Origin of the sequence: Nonomuraea aridisoli, from assembly GCF_003236395.1 — a bacterium.
Classification (GTDB): domain Bacteria; phylum Actinomycetota; class Actinomycetes; order Streptosporangiales; family Streptosporangiaceae; genus Nonomuraea; species Nonomuraea aridisoli.
Map to the genome: position 1 here is coordinate 1 of NZ_POUD01000099.1, position 19,155 is coordinate 19,155.

The 19,155-nt window shown below is 72.1% G+C and carries 18 protein-coding genes; 14 read left to right on the forward strand and 4 right to left on the reverse strand.

Going from position 1 to position 19,155, the window contains the following annotated elements; all coding sequences use genetic code 11:
• From fdh to C1J01_RS23245, 5 genes are all read left to right on the forward strand, one after another.
• Nucleotides 1-2,635 (forward strand): formate dehydrogenase (fdh, locus tag C1J01_RS23230; RefSeq protein ID WP_111181088.1); only part of this gene is annotated, 2,635 nt, incomplete at its 5' end.
• Nucleotides 2,636-2,639: 4 nt separating this feature from the next.
• On the forward strand, nucleotides 2,640-3,455 hold the full coding sequence (locus C1J01_RS23235; protein WP_111181089.1) for a 4Fe-4S dicluster domain-containing protein: 816 nt from the start codon (nucleotides 2,640-2,642) through the stop codon (nucleotides 3,453-3,455).
• A 40-nt stretch (nucleotides 3,456-3,495) separates the two neighbouring features.
• The gene (gene nrfD, locus C1J01_RS23240; RefSeq protein ID WP_111181090.1) at nucleotides 3,496-4,497 is read left to right on the forward strand and encodes an NrfD/PsrC family molybdoenzyme membrane anchor subunit; all 1,002 of its coding nucleotides are present in this window, start codon (nucleotides 3,496-3,498) and stop codon (nucleotides 4,495-4,497) included.
• Nucleotides 4,494-4,634, forward strand: a complete 141-nt coding sequence (locus tag C1J01_RS50035; RefSeq protein ID WP_181448920.1) for a hypothetical protein — start codon at nucleotides 4,494-4,496, stop codon at nucleotides 4,632-4,634. The genes nrfD and C1J01_RS50035 overlap by 4 nt, the downstream gene beginning before the upstream one ends.
• A 24-nt stretch (nucleotides 4,635-4,658) precedes the next feature.
• Complete coding sequence (locus C1J01_RS23245) at nucleotides 4,659-5,195, forward strand: NUDIX hydrolase family protein (RefSeq protein WP_111181091.1); 537 nt, start codon at nucleotides 4,659-4,661, stop codon at nucleotides 5,193-5,195.
• Here the strand turns inward: C1J01_RS23245 and C1J01_RS23250 are convergent.
• The 4 genes from C1J01_RS23250 to C1J01_RS23265 form a co-directional block, all read right to left on the reverse strand.
• Nucleotides 5,188-5,718, reverse strand: coding sequence for a peptidoglycan recognition protein family protein (locus C1J01_RS23250; protein WP_111181092.1), 531 nt, complete (start codon nucleotides 5,716-5,718; stop codon nucleotides 5,188-5,190). The two genes, C1J01_RS23245 and C1J01_RS23250, sit on opposite strands and share 8 nt — an antisense overlap.
• Before the next feature lie 172 nt (nucleotides 5,719-5,890).
• Nucleotides 5,891-7,534, reverse strand: a complete 1,644-nt coding sequence (locus tag C1J01_RS23255) for an arylsulfatase (RefSeq protein ID WP_181448921.1) — start codon at nucleotides 7,532-7,534, stop codon at nucleotides 5,891-5,893.
• 91 nt (nucleotides 7,535-7,625) lie between these two features.
• Nucleotides 7,626-8,519 (reverse strand): sulfotransferase family protein, encoded by an 894-nt coding sequence (locus tag C1J01_RS23260; protein ID WP_111181094.1) that lies wholly within the window; start codon nucleotides 8,517-8,519, stop codon nucleotides 7,626-7,628.
• A 77-nt stretch (nucleotides 8,520-8,596) separates the two neighbouring features.
• Nucleotides 8,597-9,481 (reverse strand): MurR/RpiR family transcriptional regulator, encoded by an 885-nt coding sequence (locus C1J01_RS23265; RefSeq protein WP_111181095.1) that lies wholly within the window; start codon nucleotides 9,479-9,481, stop codon nucleotides 8,597-8,599.
• Nucleotides 9,482-9,561: 80 nt separating this feature from the next.
• On the opposite strand from C1J01_RS23265, the gene C1J01_RS23270 reads away from it, so the two are divergent.
• The 9 genes from C1J01_RS23270 to C1J01_RS23310 all read left to right on the forward strand — a co-directional run bounded on the left by C1J01_RS23270 (nucleotide 9,562) and on the right by C1J01_RS23310 (nucleotide 19,104).
• Entirely contained in the window at nucleotides 9,562-11,103 is a 1,542-nt protein-coding gene (locus tag C1J01_RS23270; RefSeq protein WP_111181096.1) for an ABC transporter substrate-binding protein, read from the forward strand.
• Nucleotide 11,104: 1 nt separating this feature from the next.
• Nucleotides 11,105-12,073 carry an ABC transporter permease gene (locus tag C1J01_RS23275; protein WP_111181097.1) on the forward strand — a complete coding sequence of 323 codons (969 nt, stop codon included), beginning with the start codon at nucleotides 11,105-11,107 and terminating at the stop codon, nucleotides 12,071-12,073.
• Complete coding sequence (locus C1J01_RS23280) at nucleotides 12,070-12,900, forward strand: ABC transporter permease (RefSeq protein ID WP_111181098.1); 831 nt, start codon at nucleotides 12,070-12,072, stop codon at nucleotides 12,898-12,900. The genes C1J01_RS23275 and C1J01_RS23280 overlap by 4 nt, the downstream gene beginning before the upstream one ends.
• On the forward strand, nucleotides 12,897-13,808 hold the full coding sequence (murQ, locus tag C1J01_RS23285; RefSeq protein ID WP_111181099.1) for an N-acetylmuramic acid 6-phosphate etherase: 912 nt from the start codon (nucleotides 12,897-12,899) through the stop codon (nucleotides 13,806-13,808). Before C1J01_RS23280 ends, murQ begins: the two co-directional genes overlap by 4 nt.
• Complete coding sequence (locus C1J01_RS23290; protein WP_111181100.1) at nucleotides 13,805-14,980, forward strand: anhydro-N-acetylmuramic acid kinase; 1,176 nt, start codon at nucleotides 13,805-13,807, stop codon at nucleotides 14,978-14,980. The genes murQ and C1J01_RS23290 overlap by 4 nt, the downstream gene beginning before the upstream one ends.
• Nucleotides 14,977-16,011, forward strand: a complete 1,035-nt coding sequence (locus tag C1J01_RS23295) for a serine hydrolase domain-containing protein (protein WP_111181101.1) — start codon at nucleotides 14,977-14,979, stop codon at nucleotides 16,009-16,011. Before C1J01_RS23290 ends, C1J01_RS23295 begins: the two co-directional genes overlap by 4 nt.
• Nucleotides 16,008-17,606: an ABC transporter ATP-binding protein gene (locus C1J01_RS23300; protein ID WP_111181102.1), complete on the forward strand. Its 1,599-nt coding sequence runs from the start codon at nucleotides 16,008-16,010 to the stop codon at nucleotides 17,604-17,606. The genes C1J01_RS23295 and C1J01_RS23300 overlap by 4 nt, the downstream gene beginning before the upstream one ends.
• Nucleotides 17,607-17,608: 2 nt before the next feature.
• Nucleotides 17,609-18,355, forward strand: a complete 747-nt coding sequence (locus C1J01_RS23305) for a carbon-nitrogen hydrolase family protein (protein WP_181448922.1) — start codon at nucleotides 17,609-17,611, stop codon at nucleotides 18,353-18,355.
• 71 nt (nucleotides 18,356-18,426) lie between these two features.
• Entirely contained in the window at nucleotides 18,427-19,104 is a 678-nt protein-coding gene (locus C1J01_RS23310) for a sensor domain-containing protein (protein ID WP_111181104.1), read from the forward strand.
• The last annotated feature ends 51 nt before the right edge of the window (nucleotides 19,105-19,155 follow it).

A 19,155-nucleotide genomic window follows, 5' to 3' on the forward strand; every position in this document is an offset into this window, starting at 1 on the left:
GGGCGGGGCGACCACGTTCATGCAGGACCTGCAGCACTCCGACTGCGTGATCATCCAGGGCTCGAACTTCGCCGAGGCGCACCCGGTGGGCTTCCAGTGGGTGATGGAGGCCAAGGCGCGCGGCGCGGTCATCATCCACGTCGACCCGCGCTTCACCCGCACCAGCGCGCTGGCCGACCTGCACGTGCCCATCCGGGCCGGCGCCGACGTCGCCTTCGTCGGCGGGCTCATCAACTACGTCCTGGAGAACGAGCTGTACTTCCGCGAGTACGTGCTCAACTACACCAACGCCGCCACCATCCTGCGCGAGGACTACCGCGACGCCGAGGACCTGAACGGCGTCTTCTCCGGCTTCGACCCGGAGACCCGCGAGTACGACACGCAGTCCTGGCAGTACGTCGGGATGGAGGCCGTGCCCGCCTCGGGCCAGCGCGACCAGCAGTACGACGAGCGCGCGGGCCACGTCCCGCCGGGCCGCCCCGAGACGCACGGGAGCGCCGGCGCCCCGATGGAGGGCAGCCCGCAGCGCGACGAGACGCTGCGCCACCCGCGCTGCGTCATGCAGATCCTGCGCCGCCACTTCGCCCGCTACACGCCGGAGATGGTGGAGCGGGTGTGCGGGGTGCCGCGGCACCTGTTCGAGCAGGTCTGCCGCCACCTGACGGAGAACTCGGGGCCCGACAAGACCTCCGAGTTCGTCTACGCGGTCGGCTGGACCCAGCACAGCGACGGCTCGCAGTTCATCCGCGCGGCCTGCATCCTGCAGCTGCTGCTGGGCAACATCGGCCGCCCCGGCGGCGGCATCCAGGCGCTGCGCGGTCACGCCAGCATCCAGGGATCGAGCGACATCCCGACGCTGTTCAACCTGCTGCCGGGCTACATCCCGATGCCGTACGCGCACGAGCACGAGGGGCTGCACGAGTTCCTCCAGGCCGACGCGCCGCGCAAGGGCTTCTGGGCCAACATGCCCGCCTACCTGATCAGCCTGCTCAAGGCGTGGTGGGGCGACGCGGCGCAGCCGGACAACGACTACCGCTTCGGCTGGCTGCCCCGGCTGACCGGCTCGCACAGCACGTACGACACCGTGCTGGAGCAGCTGAAGGGCGTCTGCAAGGGCTACATCCTGCTGGGCGAGAACCCGGCGGTCGGCTCGGCCAACGCCAAGATGCAGCGCCTGGGCATGGCCAACCTGGACTGGCTGGTGGTGCGCGACTTCAACCTCATCGAGAGCGCCACCTGGTGGAAGGACGGCCCGGAGATCGAGACGGGCGAGCTGAAGACGGCCGACATCGGCACGGAGGTGTTCTTCCTCCCCGCGGCCTCGCACACCGAGAAGAACGGCAGCTTCACCAACACCAACCGCTGGCTGCAGTGGCATCACCAGGCGGTCGAGCCGCAGGGCGACGCGCGCAGCGACCTGTGGTTCATGTACCACCTGGGCCGCATCATCCGCGAGAAGCTGGCCGGCTCCCAGGACCCGATCGACGCGCCGGTCCTCAACCTCACCTGGGACTACCCGGTGACCGGCGAGACCGCCGAGCCCTCGGCGGAGGCGGTGCTGGCCGAGATCAACGGCTGGGACGGGCAGGGACGGCCGCTGCCGGGCTACCACGCGCTCAAGGAGGACGGCTCCACCACGTGCGGCTGCTGGATCTACTGCGGCGTGTACGCCGACGGCGTCAACCAGGCCGCCCGCCGCAAGCCGCACACCGAGCAGGACTGGATCGCCGCCGAGTGGGCGTGGGCCTGGCCGGCCAACCGGCGCATCCTGTACAACCGGGCCTCGGCCCGGCCCGACGGCAGCCCGTGGAGCGAGCGCAAGCGGCTCGTCTGGTGGGACGAGGCCGCCGGCCGGTGGACCGGTCACGACGTGCCCGACTTCGAGGCGGGCAAGAGCCCCGGCTACCGGCCGCCGCCGGACGCGCAGGGTCCCGACGCGCTGTCGGGCATCGACCCGTTCATCATGCAGGCCGACGGCAAGGGCTGGTTGTTCGCGCCCGCCGGGGTGGTGGACGGGCCGTTGCCGACGCACTACGAGCCGCAGGACTCGCCGGTCGCCAACCCGCTCTACGGCCACCAGCGCAACCCGTCGCGCAAGGTCTACGAGCACGAGCACAACCGTTACCAGCCGAGCGGCGACGAGCCGGGCTCGACGGTCTACCCGTACGTGGTGACGACGTACCGGCTGACCGAGCACTTCACCGCGGGCGGGATGAGTCGGTTCACGCCGTACCTGTCGGAGCTGCAGCCGGAGATGTTCTGCGAGGTCTCGCCGGAGCTGGCCGCCGAGCGGGGGCTCGTGCACGGCGAGTGGGCGACCATCATCACCGCGCGCAACGCGATCGAGGCGCGGGTGATGGTGACCGACCGGATGCCGTCGCTGCACCTGAACGGCCGCGTCCTGCACCAGATCGGACTGCCCTTCCACTACGGGCCCAACGGCATGGCCAAGGGCGACGCGGCCAACGAGCTGGCCTCGATCTCGCTGGACCCGAACTCGCACATCCAGGAGGTCAAGGCCCTGGCCGCCGACATCAGGCCGGGCCGGCGCCCGCGCGGCCCCGACCTGCCCGAGCTGGTCAGGTCCTACCAGCGGCGGGCGGGCGTGACCGCCGAGACCGGAATGGAGACGTGAGGACATGGCCTTCGACCTGGACGAGCACCTGAACGGGAACCGGGTCGGGTTCTTCACCGACACCAGCATCTGCATCGGGTGCAAGGCGTGCGAGGTGGCCTGCAAGGAGTGGAACCACGTTCCCGAGGACGGCCTGGACTTCACCGGCATGTCGTACGACAACACCGTGGGGTTGAGCGCCGACACCTGGCGGCACGTCGCCTTCGTCGAGCAGCGCACGCCCATGGGGCGCCAAGAGCCCGGCGTCGGCGACATGGACTTCCGCTGGCTGATGTCGTCGGACGTGTGCAAGCACTGCACGCACGCGGCCTGCCTCGACGTCTGCCCGACGGGGTCGCTGTTCCGCACCGAGTACGGCACCGTCGTGGTGCAGGAGGACGTCTGCAACGGCTGCGGCTACTGCGTGCCCGCCTGCCCGTTCGGGGTGATCGGCAAGCGGGAGACCACGGGCGTCGCGGCCAAGTGCACGATGTGCTACGACCGCCTGCCCGCCGGGGAGGAGCCGGCCTGCGCCAAGACGTGCCCGACGGACTCCATCCAGTTCGGCGACCTCGACGAGCTGCGCGAGCGCGCCGACCGCAGGCTGCGGCAGGTGCAGGAGGCCGGGATGACCTCCGCCCGCCTGTACGGCCGCGACCCGGACGACGGCGTGGGCGGCATGGGCGCGTTCTTCCTGCTGCTGGACGAGCCCGAGGTGTACGGGCTGCCGCCCGACCCGGTGGTGACGACCAGGGACCTGCCGTCGATGTGGCGGCACGTGGGCATGGCGGCCGCCGGCCTGCTCGCCGGCATCGCGGTGACGGCGTGGAGGAGGCGGTGAACGTGCCGCGAGGGGACACGGGACTGAGGGGAAGGCACGGATGAGCCAGACCGACGTACGGATGGACGGCTCGGCCGAGACGCGGGCCGACCGGGAGGCGACCCCCGGCTCGGCGGGAGGCAGGCGCGAGCGGCTCGTGACGCATCGCGAGCGGGCCGACTCCTACTACGGGCGGCCGGTGCTGAACGAGCCGACGTGGAAGGACCACGACATCGCCGCCTACCTCTTCCTGGGCGGCCTGGCGGGGGCGTCGTCCACGCTGGCCGCCGCCGCGGAGCTCACCGGGCGGCCCGGCCTGGCCCGGGCGAGCAAGGTCGGCGCGCTGGGCGCGCTGGGCGGCTCGCTCTACTGCCTGATCCACGACCTGGGCCGGCCGGAGCGCTTCCTCAACATGTTGCGGGTGTTCAAGGTGACCTCGCCGATGAGCGTCGGCACCTGGATCCTCACCGGCTACGGCCCCCAGGCCGGGGCCGCGGCGGCGACCGACATGACGGGGCTGTTCCCCGGCCTCGGCCGGGCCGCCACGGTGGGGGCCGGGCTGGCCGGGACGGCGCTGGCCACGTACACCGCGGCGCTGATCAGCGACACGGCGGTGCCCGTCTGGCACGAGGCCTACCGGGAGATGCCGTTCCTGTTCGCCGGGTCGGCGGCGGCGTCGGCGGGTGGGCTCGGCATGCTGGCCGCGCCGCTGGCCGAGGCGGCGCCGGCCAGGCGGGCGGCGTTGCTGGGCACGGCCGTGGAGTGCGTGGCGGCCAGCCGGATGGAGCGGCGGCTCGGCCCGGTGGGCGAGCCGCTGCGGCGCAGCAGGCTGCTGCGCCTGGGCGAGGCGCTGTCGCTGGCCGGCGCGCTGGCCGGGGTGACCGTGGCCCGGCGCAGCCGGGTCGCGGCGATGGCGGCGGGGGCCGCCCTGCTGGCGGGCTCCGCCTGCACCCGCTTCGGGATCTTCCACGCGGGGATGGAGTCGGCGAACGATCCCAAGTACACCGTCCAGCCGCAGCGCAGGCGGCTGGCCAAGAAGAGAGCGGAGCGTGAGCTCGCATGAAGCGAAATGTCGGGAAAGTCGTGGAATATCTGCCGTTCCTCGGCATCGTGGCCGTCATCTGCACGACCTCCTGGCTGGCCGGCCGGTCCTCGCTCGCCGGCCGGCCGTCACTTGTCAGGACTCCGGTACGCCGCTGAGTCCCCGGGCCGTACCATCAGCAGATGACCGAAAAGACCGAAACCACGCCCGCCTGGCTCTCCCCCGAAGAACTCGAGTCGGTCCGCGGCCGGATGCCGATCCTGTACATCGACGCCGTGCCGGTTCGGGTCGACGACGCCGGGGTGGTCACCCGGGTCGGCCTGTTGTTGCGGATGGACGCCGACGGGAGTGTCAGCCGGGCGCTGGTTTCGGGGCGGGTGCTGCACCACGAGCGCATCCGCGACGCCCTGATGCGCCACCTGGAGAAGGACCTCGGCCCGGTGGCGCTGCCCCGCGTCCCGCCGTCGCCGCAGCCGTTCACGGTGGCGGAGTACTTCCCCACGCCGGGCGTGACGCCGTATCACGACCCGCGCCAGCACGCGGTCTCGCTGGCCTACATCGTGCCCGTCGCCGGTGACTGCCGGCCCCGGCAGGACGCCCTCGACCTGGTGTGGTTCACGCCGGAGGAGGCGGCCTCGCCTGCGGTGCAGCAGGAGATGACCGGCGGGCAGGGCGTGCTGCTGAAGCAGGCGCTGGCCCACGTGGGCCGTCTCACATGAGCGGCGCGGGCCGCTCGGCGCCCGCGCGCACCCAGCGGTAGAGCGGATCGCCCGGGCAGCTCGTCGGGTAGCCGTCGCGGTGGCCCTTGACCTCGCGGCCGGCGTCGCCGTGCTCGCGCAGGTATTCGATGGCGTCGACCAGGGCGTGCAGCAGGTCGTCGTTGGGCCGGGTGAACCCGGAGCTGCCGACGAGGGCGAGCACCGCGTAGTGGCGGGAGTTGAGGCCGGCGCCGTTGGCGGCCGGCAGGGCGTGCGGGCCGCGGCCCATGAACGTGGCGCGGTGGGGGCAGCACACCATGGTGTAGCCCAGGTCGATGTAGCGCTCACCGCGGCCGCCGGACATGTGCATGCGCTGGATGTCGCGCACCAGGTCGGCGCAGCGGTCGTGGTTGCCGGGCTCGGCGAGGTCGGCGGGCACCTTGCCGCCGGTGTAGTGGATCTTGACGCCGCGGGTGCTCGACAGGCGGGTGTAGGCGCTGGTCGGCTTCTTCGCGCGCCACTCCGCGCGGGTGACCAGATTCATACGTTCGTCTCCTGGTAGAAAGCTCCGGACTACCAGGATGGCGACGGATCGTAGCGATGTCATTACTCTTCGTCACTAGAGTGGGGTGCCGTCTTGGTGACGGTTCCCTCCCAGCTCCTCTGACGTGCGACGACATCACGGCCGGGGCGCGAGCGGCGCCCCGGCCGGTCGCTCAGCCGGTGGAGGTCAGCTCCAGCGGGTCCGGGGCGGTCCCGCCCAGGCGCCGCTGGCGGAAGACGTGCGAGCGGCCCTTCGCGTCGAAGTCGGCGCGGGCCGTGATCTTCCCGGACGGCACCGGGAAGCCGACCGAGATCGCCGTCCCCGGGACGACCACGGGCACGGTGTGCGCGCGTCTCTTGCGCCGCCCGTCGAGGCCCAGCCGGACGTTGCGCCACGGCACCGACGAGCCGTTGTGCAGCGTCACGACGACCTGGTCGGCGGTGACCTCCGCGCGCAGCCCGTACGGGATGCGCGGGTCGGAACCGATCGCGTTGTCGAGCTCCTCGCTCAGCTCCAGGGCCAGATCGGGCTTGGCGGCGGCGAGGTCGTGGCGTTCGCGCGGGTCGGTCCGCAGGTCGTACAGCTCGACGCGGCCCTCGGGCCCGGCGCCGGAGATGTGCGGGTCGAACCTGACCACCTTCCACCGCCCGCGGCGGATGGCCTGGGCCTTGTGCGGGCGGTTCCACACCAGGTGCTTGTGCTCCCGGACGTCACGGCCGGTCAGCAGGCCGCGGAACGAGCGACCGTCGAGGTGCGCGGGCACCGGCACCCCGGCCAGGTCGGCCATCGTCGGCAGCACGTCCCAGAACGTCACGGGCTGCGACTCCACGCGGTGCTCCAGTCCGGGCGACCAGGCGATCAGCGGGACGCGGATGCCGCCCTCGTACAGGTCGCGTTTGTCGCCGCGGAAGGGGCCGTTGGAGTTGAACAGCCAGGGCGTCACGCCCTTCTCCCGGTGGGGGCCGTTGTCGCTGGTGAACAGCACGAGCGTGCGTTTGGCCACCCCGGCCTCGCGCAGTGCCTCGACGAGCGCGGCGACGTCGCGGTCGAGGCGGGCCACCTGCTCGGCGTGCTTGCGGTTCTGGATCGTCCAGGGCTTGTCCTGGTACGGTCCAGCGTCGCCGGGGACGACGCTCGGCGAGTGCGGCAGGTTGCTGGCGAAGTAGAGCAGGAACGGGTCGTCCCCGCCCTTCTTGATGAAGTCGATCGCCCGCTCACGGAAGAGGTCGGGCGCGTACGACTTGCCGCCGAGCTGCACCTTGTCGCCGTTGTGCCACAGGTACTCGGGGTAGTAGTGGTGGGCGTGCTTGTGCGTGATGTAGCCGAAGAACTCCCCGAAGCCGCGCGCGTTCGGGTGGGACTCCTGGCCGGGCTCCTCGGGGCCGAAGCCCCACTTGCCGAACAGGGCCGTGCGGTAGCCGGACAGCTGCAGCAGCTCCGCGAAGGTCAGGTCGGCGCCGGTGAGCGCGTGCTGCTCACCGCCCTCCGGGTTCTCCCGGACGGTGCTGTGGCCCGCGTGCAGGCCGGTCAGCAGCGAACAGCGGGAGGGCGCGCACAGCGGCGCCCCCGAGTACGCCGTCTCGAACCGCACACCCTCGGCCGCCAGCCGGTCCAGGTTCGGTGTGCGGATCTTGCGCTGCCCCTGACTGCCGATCTCTCCCCAGCCGAGGTCGTCGGCGAGGATCAGCAGGATGTTCGGCCGCGCGGGAAGACTGCCACGCGCGGAGGCCTCGGCGCCCGCGGGCACCGCCGCGGGCAGGGCGAGGCCGGCGAGAGTGCCGGCGAGTAAAGCTCGGCGAGAAGGCCCGTTGATCACGAAGGGCAACATATCGGAGCCCCAGGCGAATGGCGGACGAATTGCGAGCGAAGTCTGTCACAGCCTGGCCACTTCGGCAGTGAGATCCGTCTCACGACAGGTAGTCCCACGTCCGGCAGATGTCGTGGAGCTCGGCGGGGATCTCGTCGGGCGTGGGCAGGGGGCGGCCCTGCACGACCGTGCCGGCGCGGATCTTGTCGCGCCAGTCGCCGATGCCCTTGACGAAGGCGCCGTGGTCCTGCTTGCCGTAGTCGAGCATCGACGGCTCGAACTCGATGCCCAGGAACAGGCAGAGCCGGCGCAGCTGACCCTCGGGGTCGGCGGTCAGCTCCTCGTAGCGCACGGTCAGGCCCTCCAGGTGGGTGCGGGCCTCCTCCACATGCGTCATGTACGCCAGCGTGCGCGGCACGGCGTTCTTCATCGGCCGCTTGGCCGGGTCGGCCTCGTGCCAGGACTGCACGATCGACATGGGGTGGCGCAGCAGGAAGACGAACCGGGCGTCCGGCCAGCAGGTCGCGATGCGCCGCCAGGCGAACACGTTGCTGGGCGTCTTCTCGGCCAGGATCGGCTTTCCGCTGCGGGCCAGCTCACGGTGCAGGACGCGGTCCCAGACGATGTGCTCGATGTCGCTGTGGGTGTGGCCGAGCAGCTCCATGGCCTGCCGTACGGGGTCGGTGCCGAGCCCCACGGTCATCCGGCGGAAGTGCGTCTCGATGGGCGAGTGCACCTTGGAGTGGCTGTCCATCATGACGCGCAGCAGCGTGGAGCCGGACCGCACGGACGACAGGATGAAGACCGGCTCGCGCAGCAGCCGGTCGTGCACGGGGTCGACCGGCGGGCGCACCTTGTCTCCGGGAAGCCGCTGCCACTCCAGCGGGGTCTTCGGCGGGGGCGCCGCCTTGGGCGCCTGCTTCTGTACCCGTCGCGTCAGTGTGTATCCCGTCAGCCCCTCAAGGGTGGCGTTGGCACGGTACCTCCAGCTCATGGGCGTCCAAGGTAGGGGTGGCCAGTGAACCCCAGGTGAATGGCCGCTGTGAAGAAGGGGGCGAGCGGCGTGCACGCCTAGGACCGCTTGCGGACCACCCGGTCGTGCACGACCTCGTAGGTGTTGCGCAGCGCCTCCATGGAGGCGTCGTAGGAGGCCTGGGCGACGCCCGTGAACAGGCAGTCCACGACCATGAGCTGGGCGATGCGGCTGCCGAGGGCGCCGGAGCGGAACTTGGTCTCGCGCGCGGCCGTGGTGAGCGTCACGTCGGCCGCGCCGGCCAGCGGCGAGTCGCCGAAGTTGGTGATGGCCACGGTGGCGGCGCCCGACTTGCGGGCGATCGACAGGAACTCGACGGTGTCCACGGTGGCGCCGGTGTGCGAGACGGCGACGGCCACGCAGCCGGGGGTGAGCGTGGCCGCCGAGGTCCAGGCCGAGTGCGCGTCGTGCCAGTTGATCGCCGTACGGCCGATGCGGGAGAGCTTCTGATGCAGGTCGAGGCCGACGAGCGCGCTCGCGCCCACGCCGAAGCTGTCGATCCTGCGGGCCGCCAGCAGCAGCCGCACGGCCTCGGCGAGCGCCTCCATGTCGAGGGAGCGGGCCGTGTCGGCGATGGACATGGTCTCGTTCATCGCGACCTTGGAGACGATGCCCTCCAGGCTGTCGTGCCGGTCGATGTCGCCCGACACCTCCGGCAGGGTCGAGGTGGCCAGCTCCTCCCGGGCGACGGCCCTGGTCAGATCGATCCGGAAGTCCTTGTAGTGGGCGTAGCCCATGCGCTGGTAGAAGCGCACCACCGAGGTGGTCGAGGTCTCGCAGCGGGCGGCCAGCGCGGCGATGGACAGGTTGGCCGCGGCCGCCGGGTCGGTGACGAACTCGTGGGCGATGCGCCGCTCCGACGGCCGCAGAGCCGGCATGGCCGCCCGGATGCGGATCAGGAGAGTCTCGGCGTCCTCGCCCATGGTCACCCCGTGGAGGAAAATAAGTACCTTGATGGTAAGGTCTGCGTAATTTTATGACCTACTGACCCTGAGGAGACTACATGCCCCGTGGCGCCCTCTCCGCGGTCGGCATCGCCGCTGCGTTGTCCCTTGCCCTCACCAGCTGCTCGTCATCCTCGGGGTCCGCACCGAGCGCCGCCGGGTCCGCCCAGGGCGGCGGCACGCTGGTCGTCGGCGTGACCTCCGACCCCGACACGCTCTTCCCCTGGAAGGCCACCCAGTTCACCACCGTCAACGTGCTGCAGAACCTGTACGGCACGCTCACCGAGTTCGACAAGGACCTGAACGTCGTGCCCGGTCTGGCCGAGTCGTGGCAGGCCTCCGAGGACGGCAAGACGCTCACGTTCAAGCTGCGCCAGGGCGTGACGTTCGCCGACGGCAGCGCGTTCGACTCCGCGGACGTGAAGGCGTCCCTGGAGAAGATCAAGGACGAGAAGACGGCGGCCGTGGCGGCCGCGTCGCTGTCGTCGGTCGAGTCGGTCGAGGCCCCCGACCCGAACACCGTGGTGCTGGAGCTGTCCGGCCCCGACTCCGCGCTGCCTGCCAACCTGGCCACGGTCAACATGGCCATGCTCTCCTCCGACGACACCGAGGAGGAGCTCAACGCCAAGCCCAACGGCACCGGGCCGTTCACGCTGGGCAAGCGGGTGGCCAACCAGTCGCTCACCTTGACCAGGAACGACAAGTACTGGAACGAGAAGGCGAAGGTCGCCTCGGTCGAGTTCCGGGTGATCCCCGACGAGTCGTCGATCGTCTCGGCCATGCAGTCGGGCAACGTCCAGCTCGCCGTCTTCAACGACCCGCTGGTGGCCCAGACCGCGCAGGGCGGCACGGTGAACGTGGCCAAGACGCCGCAGCTCAACTACCACGTGCTGCAGCTGAACGCCCAGCGCGGCGACCTCAAGGACGTCAACGTGCGCCTGGCCATCCAGTGCGCGATCGACCGCAAGCAGGTGCTCGACACCGCGGCGCTCGGCGAGGGCGAGGTGGTCGGGCCGATCACCGCCCCGGCCTACAAGTCGGACCCGAACAAGCGGCCCTGCCCCACCCGTGACCTCGCCAAGGCGGCCGACTACCTGGCCAAGGCCGGCAAGTCCGGCGGCGTGACGGTGAAGACGATCGTCTCCCAGGGCGAGTACGCCACCTCGGTCAACGAGGCCCAGAACCTCAAGGCACAGCTCGCCGAGGCCAAGATCAACCTGGACCTGGAGGTGCTGGAGTCGGGCGCGTTCGTGGACCGCTGGGTGGCGGCCGACTTCGACGCGGCCGTGGCGCTGAACGGCGGCCGTCCCGAGCCGGACGGCTCCTACGCCCGCTACTTCACCAGCGACGGCAACCTCAACAAGGTCGCCGGCTACAGCTCGCCCAAGCTGGACGAGCTCTTCGCCGAGGGCAAGGCGACCACCGACCAGGCGGCGCGCAAGGCGATCTACGACCAGGTCGCGGCCGAGCTGGAGAACAACGCCCCCTGGATCTGGCTGTTCTCCGGCTACACCTACACCGCGACGGCGGCGAACGTGCAGGGCTTCGTCCCGATGGCCAGCGGTTCGCTGCAGTACCTGCGGACGACGTCCGTCGGCTGACATGCGGGCACTCGTACGCAACCGCGTCGTCCGGCGCGTGGCGGGGACGGTGGGCACCCTGTTCGGGGTGGCCGTGTTCGTCTTCGTCATGCTCCGGGCGATCCCGGGCAACCAGATCACGGCGAACCTCGGCACCGAGGCCGCCGCGCTCACGCCGGCCCAGCAGCAGGCGCTGGAGCGTTACTACGGGCTGGACCAGCCGCTCGTCACGCAGTTCTTCTCGTGGCTGGGCAACATGTTCACCGGCAACTTCGGCTACTCGGCGCGAGCGCAGCAGAGTGTGCTGGACCTGACGCTGCAGTCGCTGCCGGTGACGTTCGAGCTGGCGGTGTTCTCGATCGTGCTGGCGCTGCTGATCGGGGTGCCGCTGGGCATGCTGGCGGCCTCCAGGACCAACTCCGTGCGTGACGCCGCCGGTCAGGTGGTGAGCCTGGCGGGGCTGTCCATCCCGGCGTTCCTGCTGGCCACGACGCTGCTGACGGTGTTCGCCGCGTCGTTCGGGTTCAACCCCAACGGGCAGGGCTTCGTCCCGTTCTTCGCGGACCCGCTGCTCAACCTGCAGCAGATGCTGCTGCCCTCGCTGGTGCTGGGCTTCGGCATCGCGGCGCCGATCCTGCGCACGACCCGCACCGCGGTGCTGGAGGTGCGCTCGAACGACTTCGTGCGCACCGCCCGCGCCAAGGGCGTGCCGGAGCGGCGGCTGCAGGTCAGGCACGTGCTCGGCAACGCGCTCGTACCCATCGTCACGATGACCGGCCTGCAGTTCGGCTACCTGCTGGGCGGTGCCGTGGTGGTCGAGCAGATCTTCTCCGTGCCCGGCATCGGGCGTCAGGTGCTGCTCGGCATCCAGCAGAAGGAGTACGCCGTGGTGCAGAGCACGGTGCTGGTGATCGCGCTGGCCTTCGTCATCGTGAACCTGCTGACCGACGTGCTCTACCGGATCATCGACCCGCGGGTGAGGGCCTCATGACGGCTCTGCTGCGCCGCAGCCCGGCCGGGCTCGCGGGCGTCGTGATCCTCGTGGTGCTGGCCATGGTGGCGCTGCTGTCGTTCCTGGGGCTGCTGCCGTACGACCCGATCGCGCAGAACCCGCCGTCGCGGTTCCTCGCGCCGTCGGGCGAGCACCTGTTCGGCACCGACCAGTTCGGCCGGGACGTCTTCTCCCGGGTGGCGGCCGGGGTCGGCAACTCGGCGCTCATCGCGGTGGTCGCGGTGGCGTTCTCGACCCTGGTCGGCACGCTGGGCGGCCTGGTGTCGGGCTTCTACCGGGGCTTCGCCGACGGCGCGATCGGCGGGGTGACGAACGTGCTGTTCGCGTTCCCGCCGTTGCTGCTGGCGTTGTCGCTGGCCTCGGTGCTGGAGCGGAACTGGTTCACCGTCGCGGTGGCCATCGCCATCGTGTACGTGCCGATCTTCATCCGCGTCACGCGCGGCCCCGTGCTGTCGCTGCGGGAGATCGAGTACGTCAAGGCGGCCGTCTCGACGGGCCAGAGCCGCTGGCAGATCATGTTCCGCCACGTGCTGCCGAACATCACCTCCATCATCGTCATCCAGGTCGCGCTGTCCCTGTCGTGGGCGGTGCTGACCGAGGCGTCGCTGAGCTTCCTGGGCCTCGGCACCCCGCCGCCGGCGCCGTCGCTCGGCTCCATGATCTTCGAGGCGCGCAGCCTCGTGTTCATCGCCCCCTGGACGCTCATCGCGCCCGGCGCGGTGGTCGTCGCGCTGGTGGTGGGGCTCAACCTGCTCGGCGACGGCCTGCGTGACACACTCGACCCGCGAAACCGAGGGAAGCGGTGAAACTCTCAGAACTGACGACCGAAGCGGCCGATCCGCGCTTCGCCGGCATCGACACGATGAGCGTGGCGGAGCTGGCGGCGACCATGAACGCGGCCGACGCCTCGGTGCCCGGCGCGGTGGCCAGGGCGCTGCCGCGGATCACGGCGGCGATCGAGGCCGCGGCCGAGCGCGTGGCGCGCGGGGGCCGGCTGGTCTACGTGGGCGCCGGCACGCCGGGCCGGCTCGGGGTGCTGGACGCCTCCGAGTGCCCGCCGACCTTCTCCACGCCGCCCGAGCAGGTCTTCGCGATCATCGCGGGCGGCCAGAGCGCGATCGTGGCGCCCTGCGAGGGCGCCGAGGACGACGAGGAGGCGGGCACCGCCGCCGTGGACGAGGCCGCCATCGGGCCGCTGGACACCGTGGTGGGCATCGCCTCCAGCGGGCGGACGCCGTACGTGCTGGCCGCGGTGCGGCGGGCGCGCGAGCGGGGGGCGCTGACCGTGGGGCTGTCGTGCAACCCGGGCACGCCGCTCAGCGCGGCGGCCGAGCACGCGATCGAGGTGCTGGTCGGGCCCGAGGTGATCAGCGGCTCGACCCGGCTGAAGGCGGGCACCGCGCAGAAGCTCGTGCTCAACATGTTCTCGACGATCGTGATGGTGCGGCTCGGCAAGACGTACGGCAACCTCATGGTCGACGTGAAGGCCAGCAACGGCAAGCTGCGCGAGCGGGCCGTGCGCATGGTCACGACGATCACCGGGGCCGGCCGCGAGGAGGCGCTGGCCTCGCTGGAGGCCAACGGGTTCGGCGTCAAGCAGGCGGTGGTGGCGCTGCGCTTCGGCCTGGCGCCGCGGGAGGCGGCGGCCCGCCTGGCCCTGGCCGGCGGGCGGCTGCGGGAGGCACTCGGCGAGGCGGACAGGGAGCGGGCATGAGGGTCCTCGGGATGATCTCCGGCACGTCGCACGACGGGATCGACGTGGCCGTGGTGGACTTCGAGCTGGTCGGGAGCACGCTCGAGGGCCGCGTCGGCCACACGGCGAGCACGCCGTACCCGGACGCGCTGCGCTCGCGGCTGATCGCCGCGCTGCCGCCAGCGCCGACGACGCTGGCGGAGATGTGCGAGCTGGACACGCTCATCGGCCAGACCTTCGCCGAGGCGGCCGCCGCCGCGATCGCCGCGGGCGGACCGGTCGACCTGGTGGTCTCGCACGGGCAGACCGTCTACCACTGGGTGGAGGGCGCGCACGCGCTCGGCACCCTGCAGATCGGCCAGCCCGCCTGGATCGCGGAGCGCACGGGCACGCCGGTGCTGTCCGACGTGCGGATCAGGGACATCACCGCCGGCGGCCACGGCGCGCCGCTGGTGTCGGTGCTGGACGGGCTGCTGCTCGGCGGGCGCTCGGAAGACGGCAGGGGCGGGGCGGGCGCGCTCAACCTGGGCGGAATCTCCAACATGACCGTCGTGCGCGACGGCGAGCTGTACGCCTACGACCTCGGCCCCGCCAACGCCCTCATCGACGCCGTGGTGACGAGCCGGGGGCTGCACCCGCGCGGCTTCGACGAGGACGGCCGCGTCGCCGCCTCCGGCCGGGTCGACGAGCGGCTGCTGGAGACGCTGCTGGAGGAGCCGTACTACCGGCTGGCGCCGCCGAAGAGCACCGGCAAGGAGCTGTTCCACCTCGCCTACGTCGAGCAGGCCCTCGCCACGGCGGGGGTGCGGCCGTCCGACGCCGACCTGGTGGCGACGCTGACCGAGCTGACCGTGCGCACGGTCGCGGACGGCGTCCGGGCCGCCGGGGTGGCCGCGCTGGTCGTGTCGGGCGGCGGCTGCCGCAACCCGGTCATCATGGACGGGCTGCGCAGGGCGCTGCCCGGCGTCGAGGTGGGGCCGTCCGACGACTACGGCGCGCCCTCCGACGACAAGGAGGCGATCGCGTTCGCCCTCATCGGCTGGCTGAGCGCGCACGGCCTGCCGGGCACCGTCGCCGGCGGGACGGGCGCCCGCGGCCCCCGGATCCTCGGCACGCTGACGCCGGGCTCCGGGCCGCTGGTACTGCCCGAGCCGGTCGCCGAGCCGCCCCGATCGCTGGTGCTCACCCGATGAACGCGCCGCCCGGCCTGGTCATGGCGGCGCGCACGCCGTGGTTCGACCTCACCGAGTGCACCGGCCACCGCACGCTCACCTGGGAGGACGGCGAGCCCGCCGGGCTCGCGCCGATGACCGTGGACACCTACCACGACCTCGCCTCGGTGACGAAGGTCGTCGCGACCACCACCATGCTCATCCGGCTGGTGTCGGAGCGGCTGGTGGACCTGGACGCGCCGCTCAGCGCGTACCTGCCGCGGTCGTACGAGGCGATCACCGTGCGGGAGCTGCTGCTGCACCGGGGCGGGCTGTGGGAGTGGTGGCCGCTGTACATCCAGCCGTCGCTGCCGCCGCCCCGCTACCGGCCCGGCCGCGCCCGGCACTACTCCGACCTGGGCTTCGTCCTGCTCGGGCAGATCGTCTCGGCGGTGACCGGGCTGCGGCTGGACCGGGCGCTGGCCGAGCTGGTCGCCCGGCCGCTCGGCCTGACCTCCACCACGTACGCGGGGCCCGCGGGCGCGGAGGTCGCGATGAGCATGCCGGACGACCGGGTCGAGATGACCATGCTCGACACCGGCAGGCCGTACCCGGTGCCGTACCGCAGCTCGGACTTCGCGGGCTGGCGGCGCGGGCCGGTGCTCGGGGAGGTCGCCGACGGCAACGCCCACCACGCCTTCGGCGGCGTCGCCGGGCACGCGGGCGTGTTCTCGACGGTGCCCGACCTGCTGCGCTACGGCCTGGTGATGTCCCGGTACGAGGAGTACGACCACCTGTGGCGGCCCGAGGTGGTCAGGGAGTTCCTCACCCCCGGCCCCGACCCCGAGCAGGCGCTCGGCTTCCGCCGCTACGCGCTGGAGCTGCCCGGCGAGACCGTGACCGTGCTCGGCCACCCCGGTTACGTGGGCTGCGCGGTCGGCTTCGTGCCGGGCCGCGACATCGCCCTCGCCCTGGCCTCCAACCGCCTCCTCGTCGAGGGGCAGCCGACGCCCACCGACGACCTCTGGCACGACCTGCTGCAGGCCACCGCACAACGATCGAGGACCGCATGACCCCGCTCCTGGAGATCCGCGACCTCTCGGTCGCCTTCCGCACCCGCAAGCAGGACGTGACCGTCGTCAGGAACGTCTCGATGGAGATCCTGCCGGGCCAGACCGTCGCCGTGGTGGGCGAGTCGGGCTCCGGCAAGTCGACCACGGCCGCGGCGGTCAACCGGCTGCTGCCCGACAACGGCCGCATCACCGGCGGGCAGGTGCTGTTCGACGGCCGCGACCTCGCCACCGCGAGCGAGCGCGAGATGACCGCGATCCGCGGCGCCGGCATCGGCCTGGTGCCGCAGGACCCGATGTCGAACCTCAACCCGCTCATGCGCATCGGCGACCAGATCGCCGAGGCGCTGGAGGTGCACGGCGTCGCCCACGGCAGGGCCGCCCGCGCCCGCGTGATCGAGCTGCTCGACATGGTGGGCATCCCCGACCCGGCGCGGCGCGTGGCCCAGTACCCGCACGAGTTCTCCGGCGGCATGCGGCAGCGGGCGCTGATCGCCATGGGCCTGGCCTGCCGGCCGAAGCTGCTCATCGCCGACGAACCGACCTCCGCACTCGACGTGACCGTGCAGCGGCGCATCCTCGACCAGCTCGAACAGCTCACCGCGGAGATGGGCACGGCCGTCTTCCTCATCACGCACGACCTGGCGCTGGCGGCCGAGCGGGCCGACGTGGTCGCCGTCATGTACCAGGGCGAGATCGTGGAGACGGGCCCGGCGGCGGGCATCCTCGCCGACCCCGGCCACGACTACACCCGGCGGCTGCTGAAGGCGGTGCCGAGCCTGGCGTCCGTACGCGTGCCCGAGCCGCCCCGTGACGCGCCCGACCTGGTCGTGGTGGAGGGCCTGCGCAAGGTGTTCCCGGTCCGGGGCACGGGCGAGGAGTTCACCGCGGTGGACGGGGTGTCGTTCGCCATCCCGCGCGGGCACACCGTCTCCATCGTCGGCGAGTCCGGCTCGGGCAAGTCGACCACCGCCAACCTGCTGCTCGGCCTGGACGAGCCCACCTCGGGCGCCATCCGGTTCGACGGCACCGACGTGGCGGCGCTGGGCCGGCGGGAGCTGTTCGCGTTCCGCCGGCGGGTGCAGCCGGTCTTCCAGAACCCGTACGCCTCGCTCGACCCCCGCTACACGGTCGAGAAGTCGATCGCCGAGCCGCTGCGGGTGCACCGCGTCGGCACGCCCGCCGAGCGGAAGAGGAAGGCGGCCGAGCTGCTGGAGAAGGTGTCGCTGCCGGCGTCGCTGGGCGAGCGGCTGCCGCACGAGCTGTCCGGCGGCCAGCGCCAGCGGGTGGCGATCGCGCGGGCCCTCGCGCTCTCCCCCGACCTGGTGGTGCTGGACGAGGCCGTCTCCGCCCTCGACGTGCTGGTGCAGGCGCAGATCCTCGACCTGCTGGCCGAGCTGCAGCGGGAGCTGGGGCTCAGCTACCTGTTCATCAGCCACGACCTGGCCGTGGTGCGGATGATCTCGCACGCGGTGCACGTCATGCGCGACGGCCGGATCGTGGAGAGCGGCACGGCGGAGGAGATCTTCGACCACCCTCAGGACGAGTACACCCGGGAATTGCTGGCCGCCATCCCGGGCCGCGCGGTACCACAGTAATCGTGAAGATCCTCCTGGTTCAGCCCCCTCATTGGTCCCCGGACGGTCACGCCAACTTCGACGCCGTCGAGGAGCTCGCCGGCTCGGCCTCGGGCGACGTGATGCTGCTGCCCGAGCTGGCGGGCTCGACGCTGCCCCGGGCCGACTACCTCGCGCGGGTGCGCGAGCTCGCCACGGGCTCGGGCATGGCCGTGGTGGGCGGCTCGCACTACGACGACTCCTCCGGCGACGGCCGGGTCAACCGGGGCGCGGTGTTCGCCGCGGACGGCTCCCTGCTCGCCGAGTACGACAAGGCGCACCCGTACGGGCTGGAGCTGCGTTCCGGCGTGCGGCCGGGCCGACCCGGCCCCGGCTTCGAGCTGAACGGGCGCCGCCTGCACGTGCTGCTCTGCGCCGACCTGTGGTACTCGGCGAGCCTGGCCGGCCGCGACGGCCTCGACGCGGTGCTCGTGCCCGCCTTCTCGGTCACCCGCTGGGACGGCCCCGCCCCGGCCCGCGAGCTGTGGCAGCACATGAGCGTGGCCCGCGCGTACGAGTTCATGACGTACGTGGCGGTGAGCGACTGGCACCACGAGACCACCTACCACGGGCATCCGTGCGCGGGCGTCACCGGGCTGGCCGACCCGTGCCCGACGACGCACTCCGGCTTCTTCACCGGCCCGCCCGACGCGCCGGTCTCGGCCCACGACCTCGACTTCGCGCGGCTGGAGGCGTTCCGCAGCGACCGGGCGGAGCGCGGCTTCCGGTAGGGCTGTCCCTACCCTCGGGTGGGCCGTGCGCAGGATCGATCGGGGCGCGGCGGGTCCGTAGCGTCTTCGGCATGAGAACCCTCCAGCGCCGCCTCGCCACCGACACCCGCTACGTCCTGCTGGGCCTGCCGACCGCCGTGATCGGCTTCACCGGCGTCGTCGCCGGCGTCTCGGCCGGGGTGGGCACCGCCGTCGTCTTCGCCGGCCTGCCCATCCTGGCCGGGACCGCCGCCATGGCCAGAAACCTCGCCGACGTCGAACGCGTCGCGCTCCCGGGCGTGCTCGGCCACCCCGTGGACCGCCCTCCGTACCGGCCCGTCCCCGCCGGGGCGAGTTGGTTCCGCCGCGTGATGAACCCGCTGACCAGCGGGCAGGCGTGGCTGGACCTGCTGCACGGCATCGTCGCCTTCCCGGTCGCGCTGGCCGCCGCGGTGGTCGCCCTCGTGTGGTGGGTGGGCGCGATCGCGGGCCTGCTCTTCCCCCTGTACGGCTGGGTCATCGCCGCCATTCCCGGCGTCGACGGCGGGCTGCCGGAGCTGCTCGGGCTGGGAGACGGCGACCTGGTGTTCGTCGGCTTCAACACCCTGGTCGGGGTGCTGTTCGCCCTGACGCTGGTGCCGGTCGTCCGCGGCGCCGCGCTGCTGAAGGCGACCGTGTCGCAGGCCCTGCTCACCCGCGCCGCGTTCCCCGCCACCGCGCACGAGGACCCTGTGACCGGGGCCCCTCTGACCGGGCCGCGCTGGGCATGAGCTCCGTGACGGCGACGCGCCGTCCGCGAGGAACCCCTCGCGGCCGGCGCG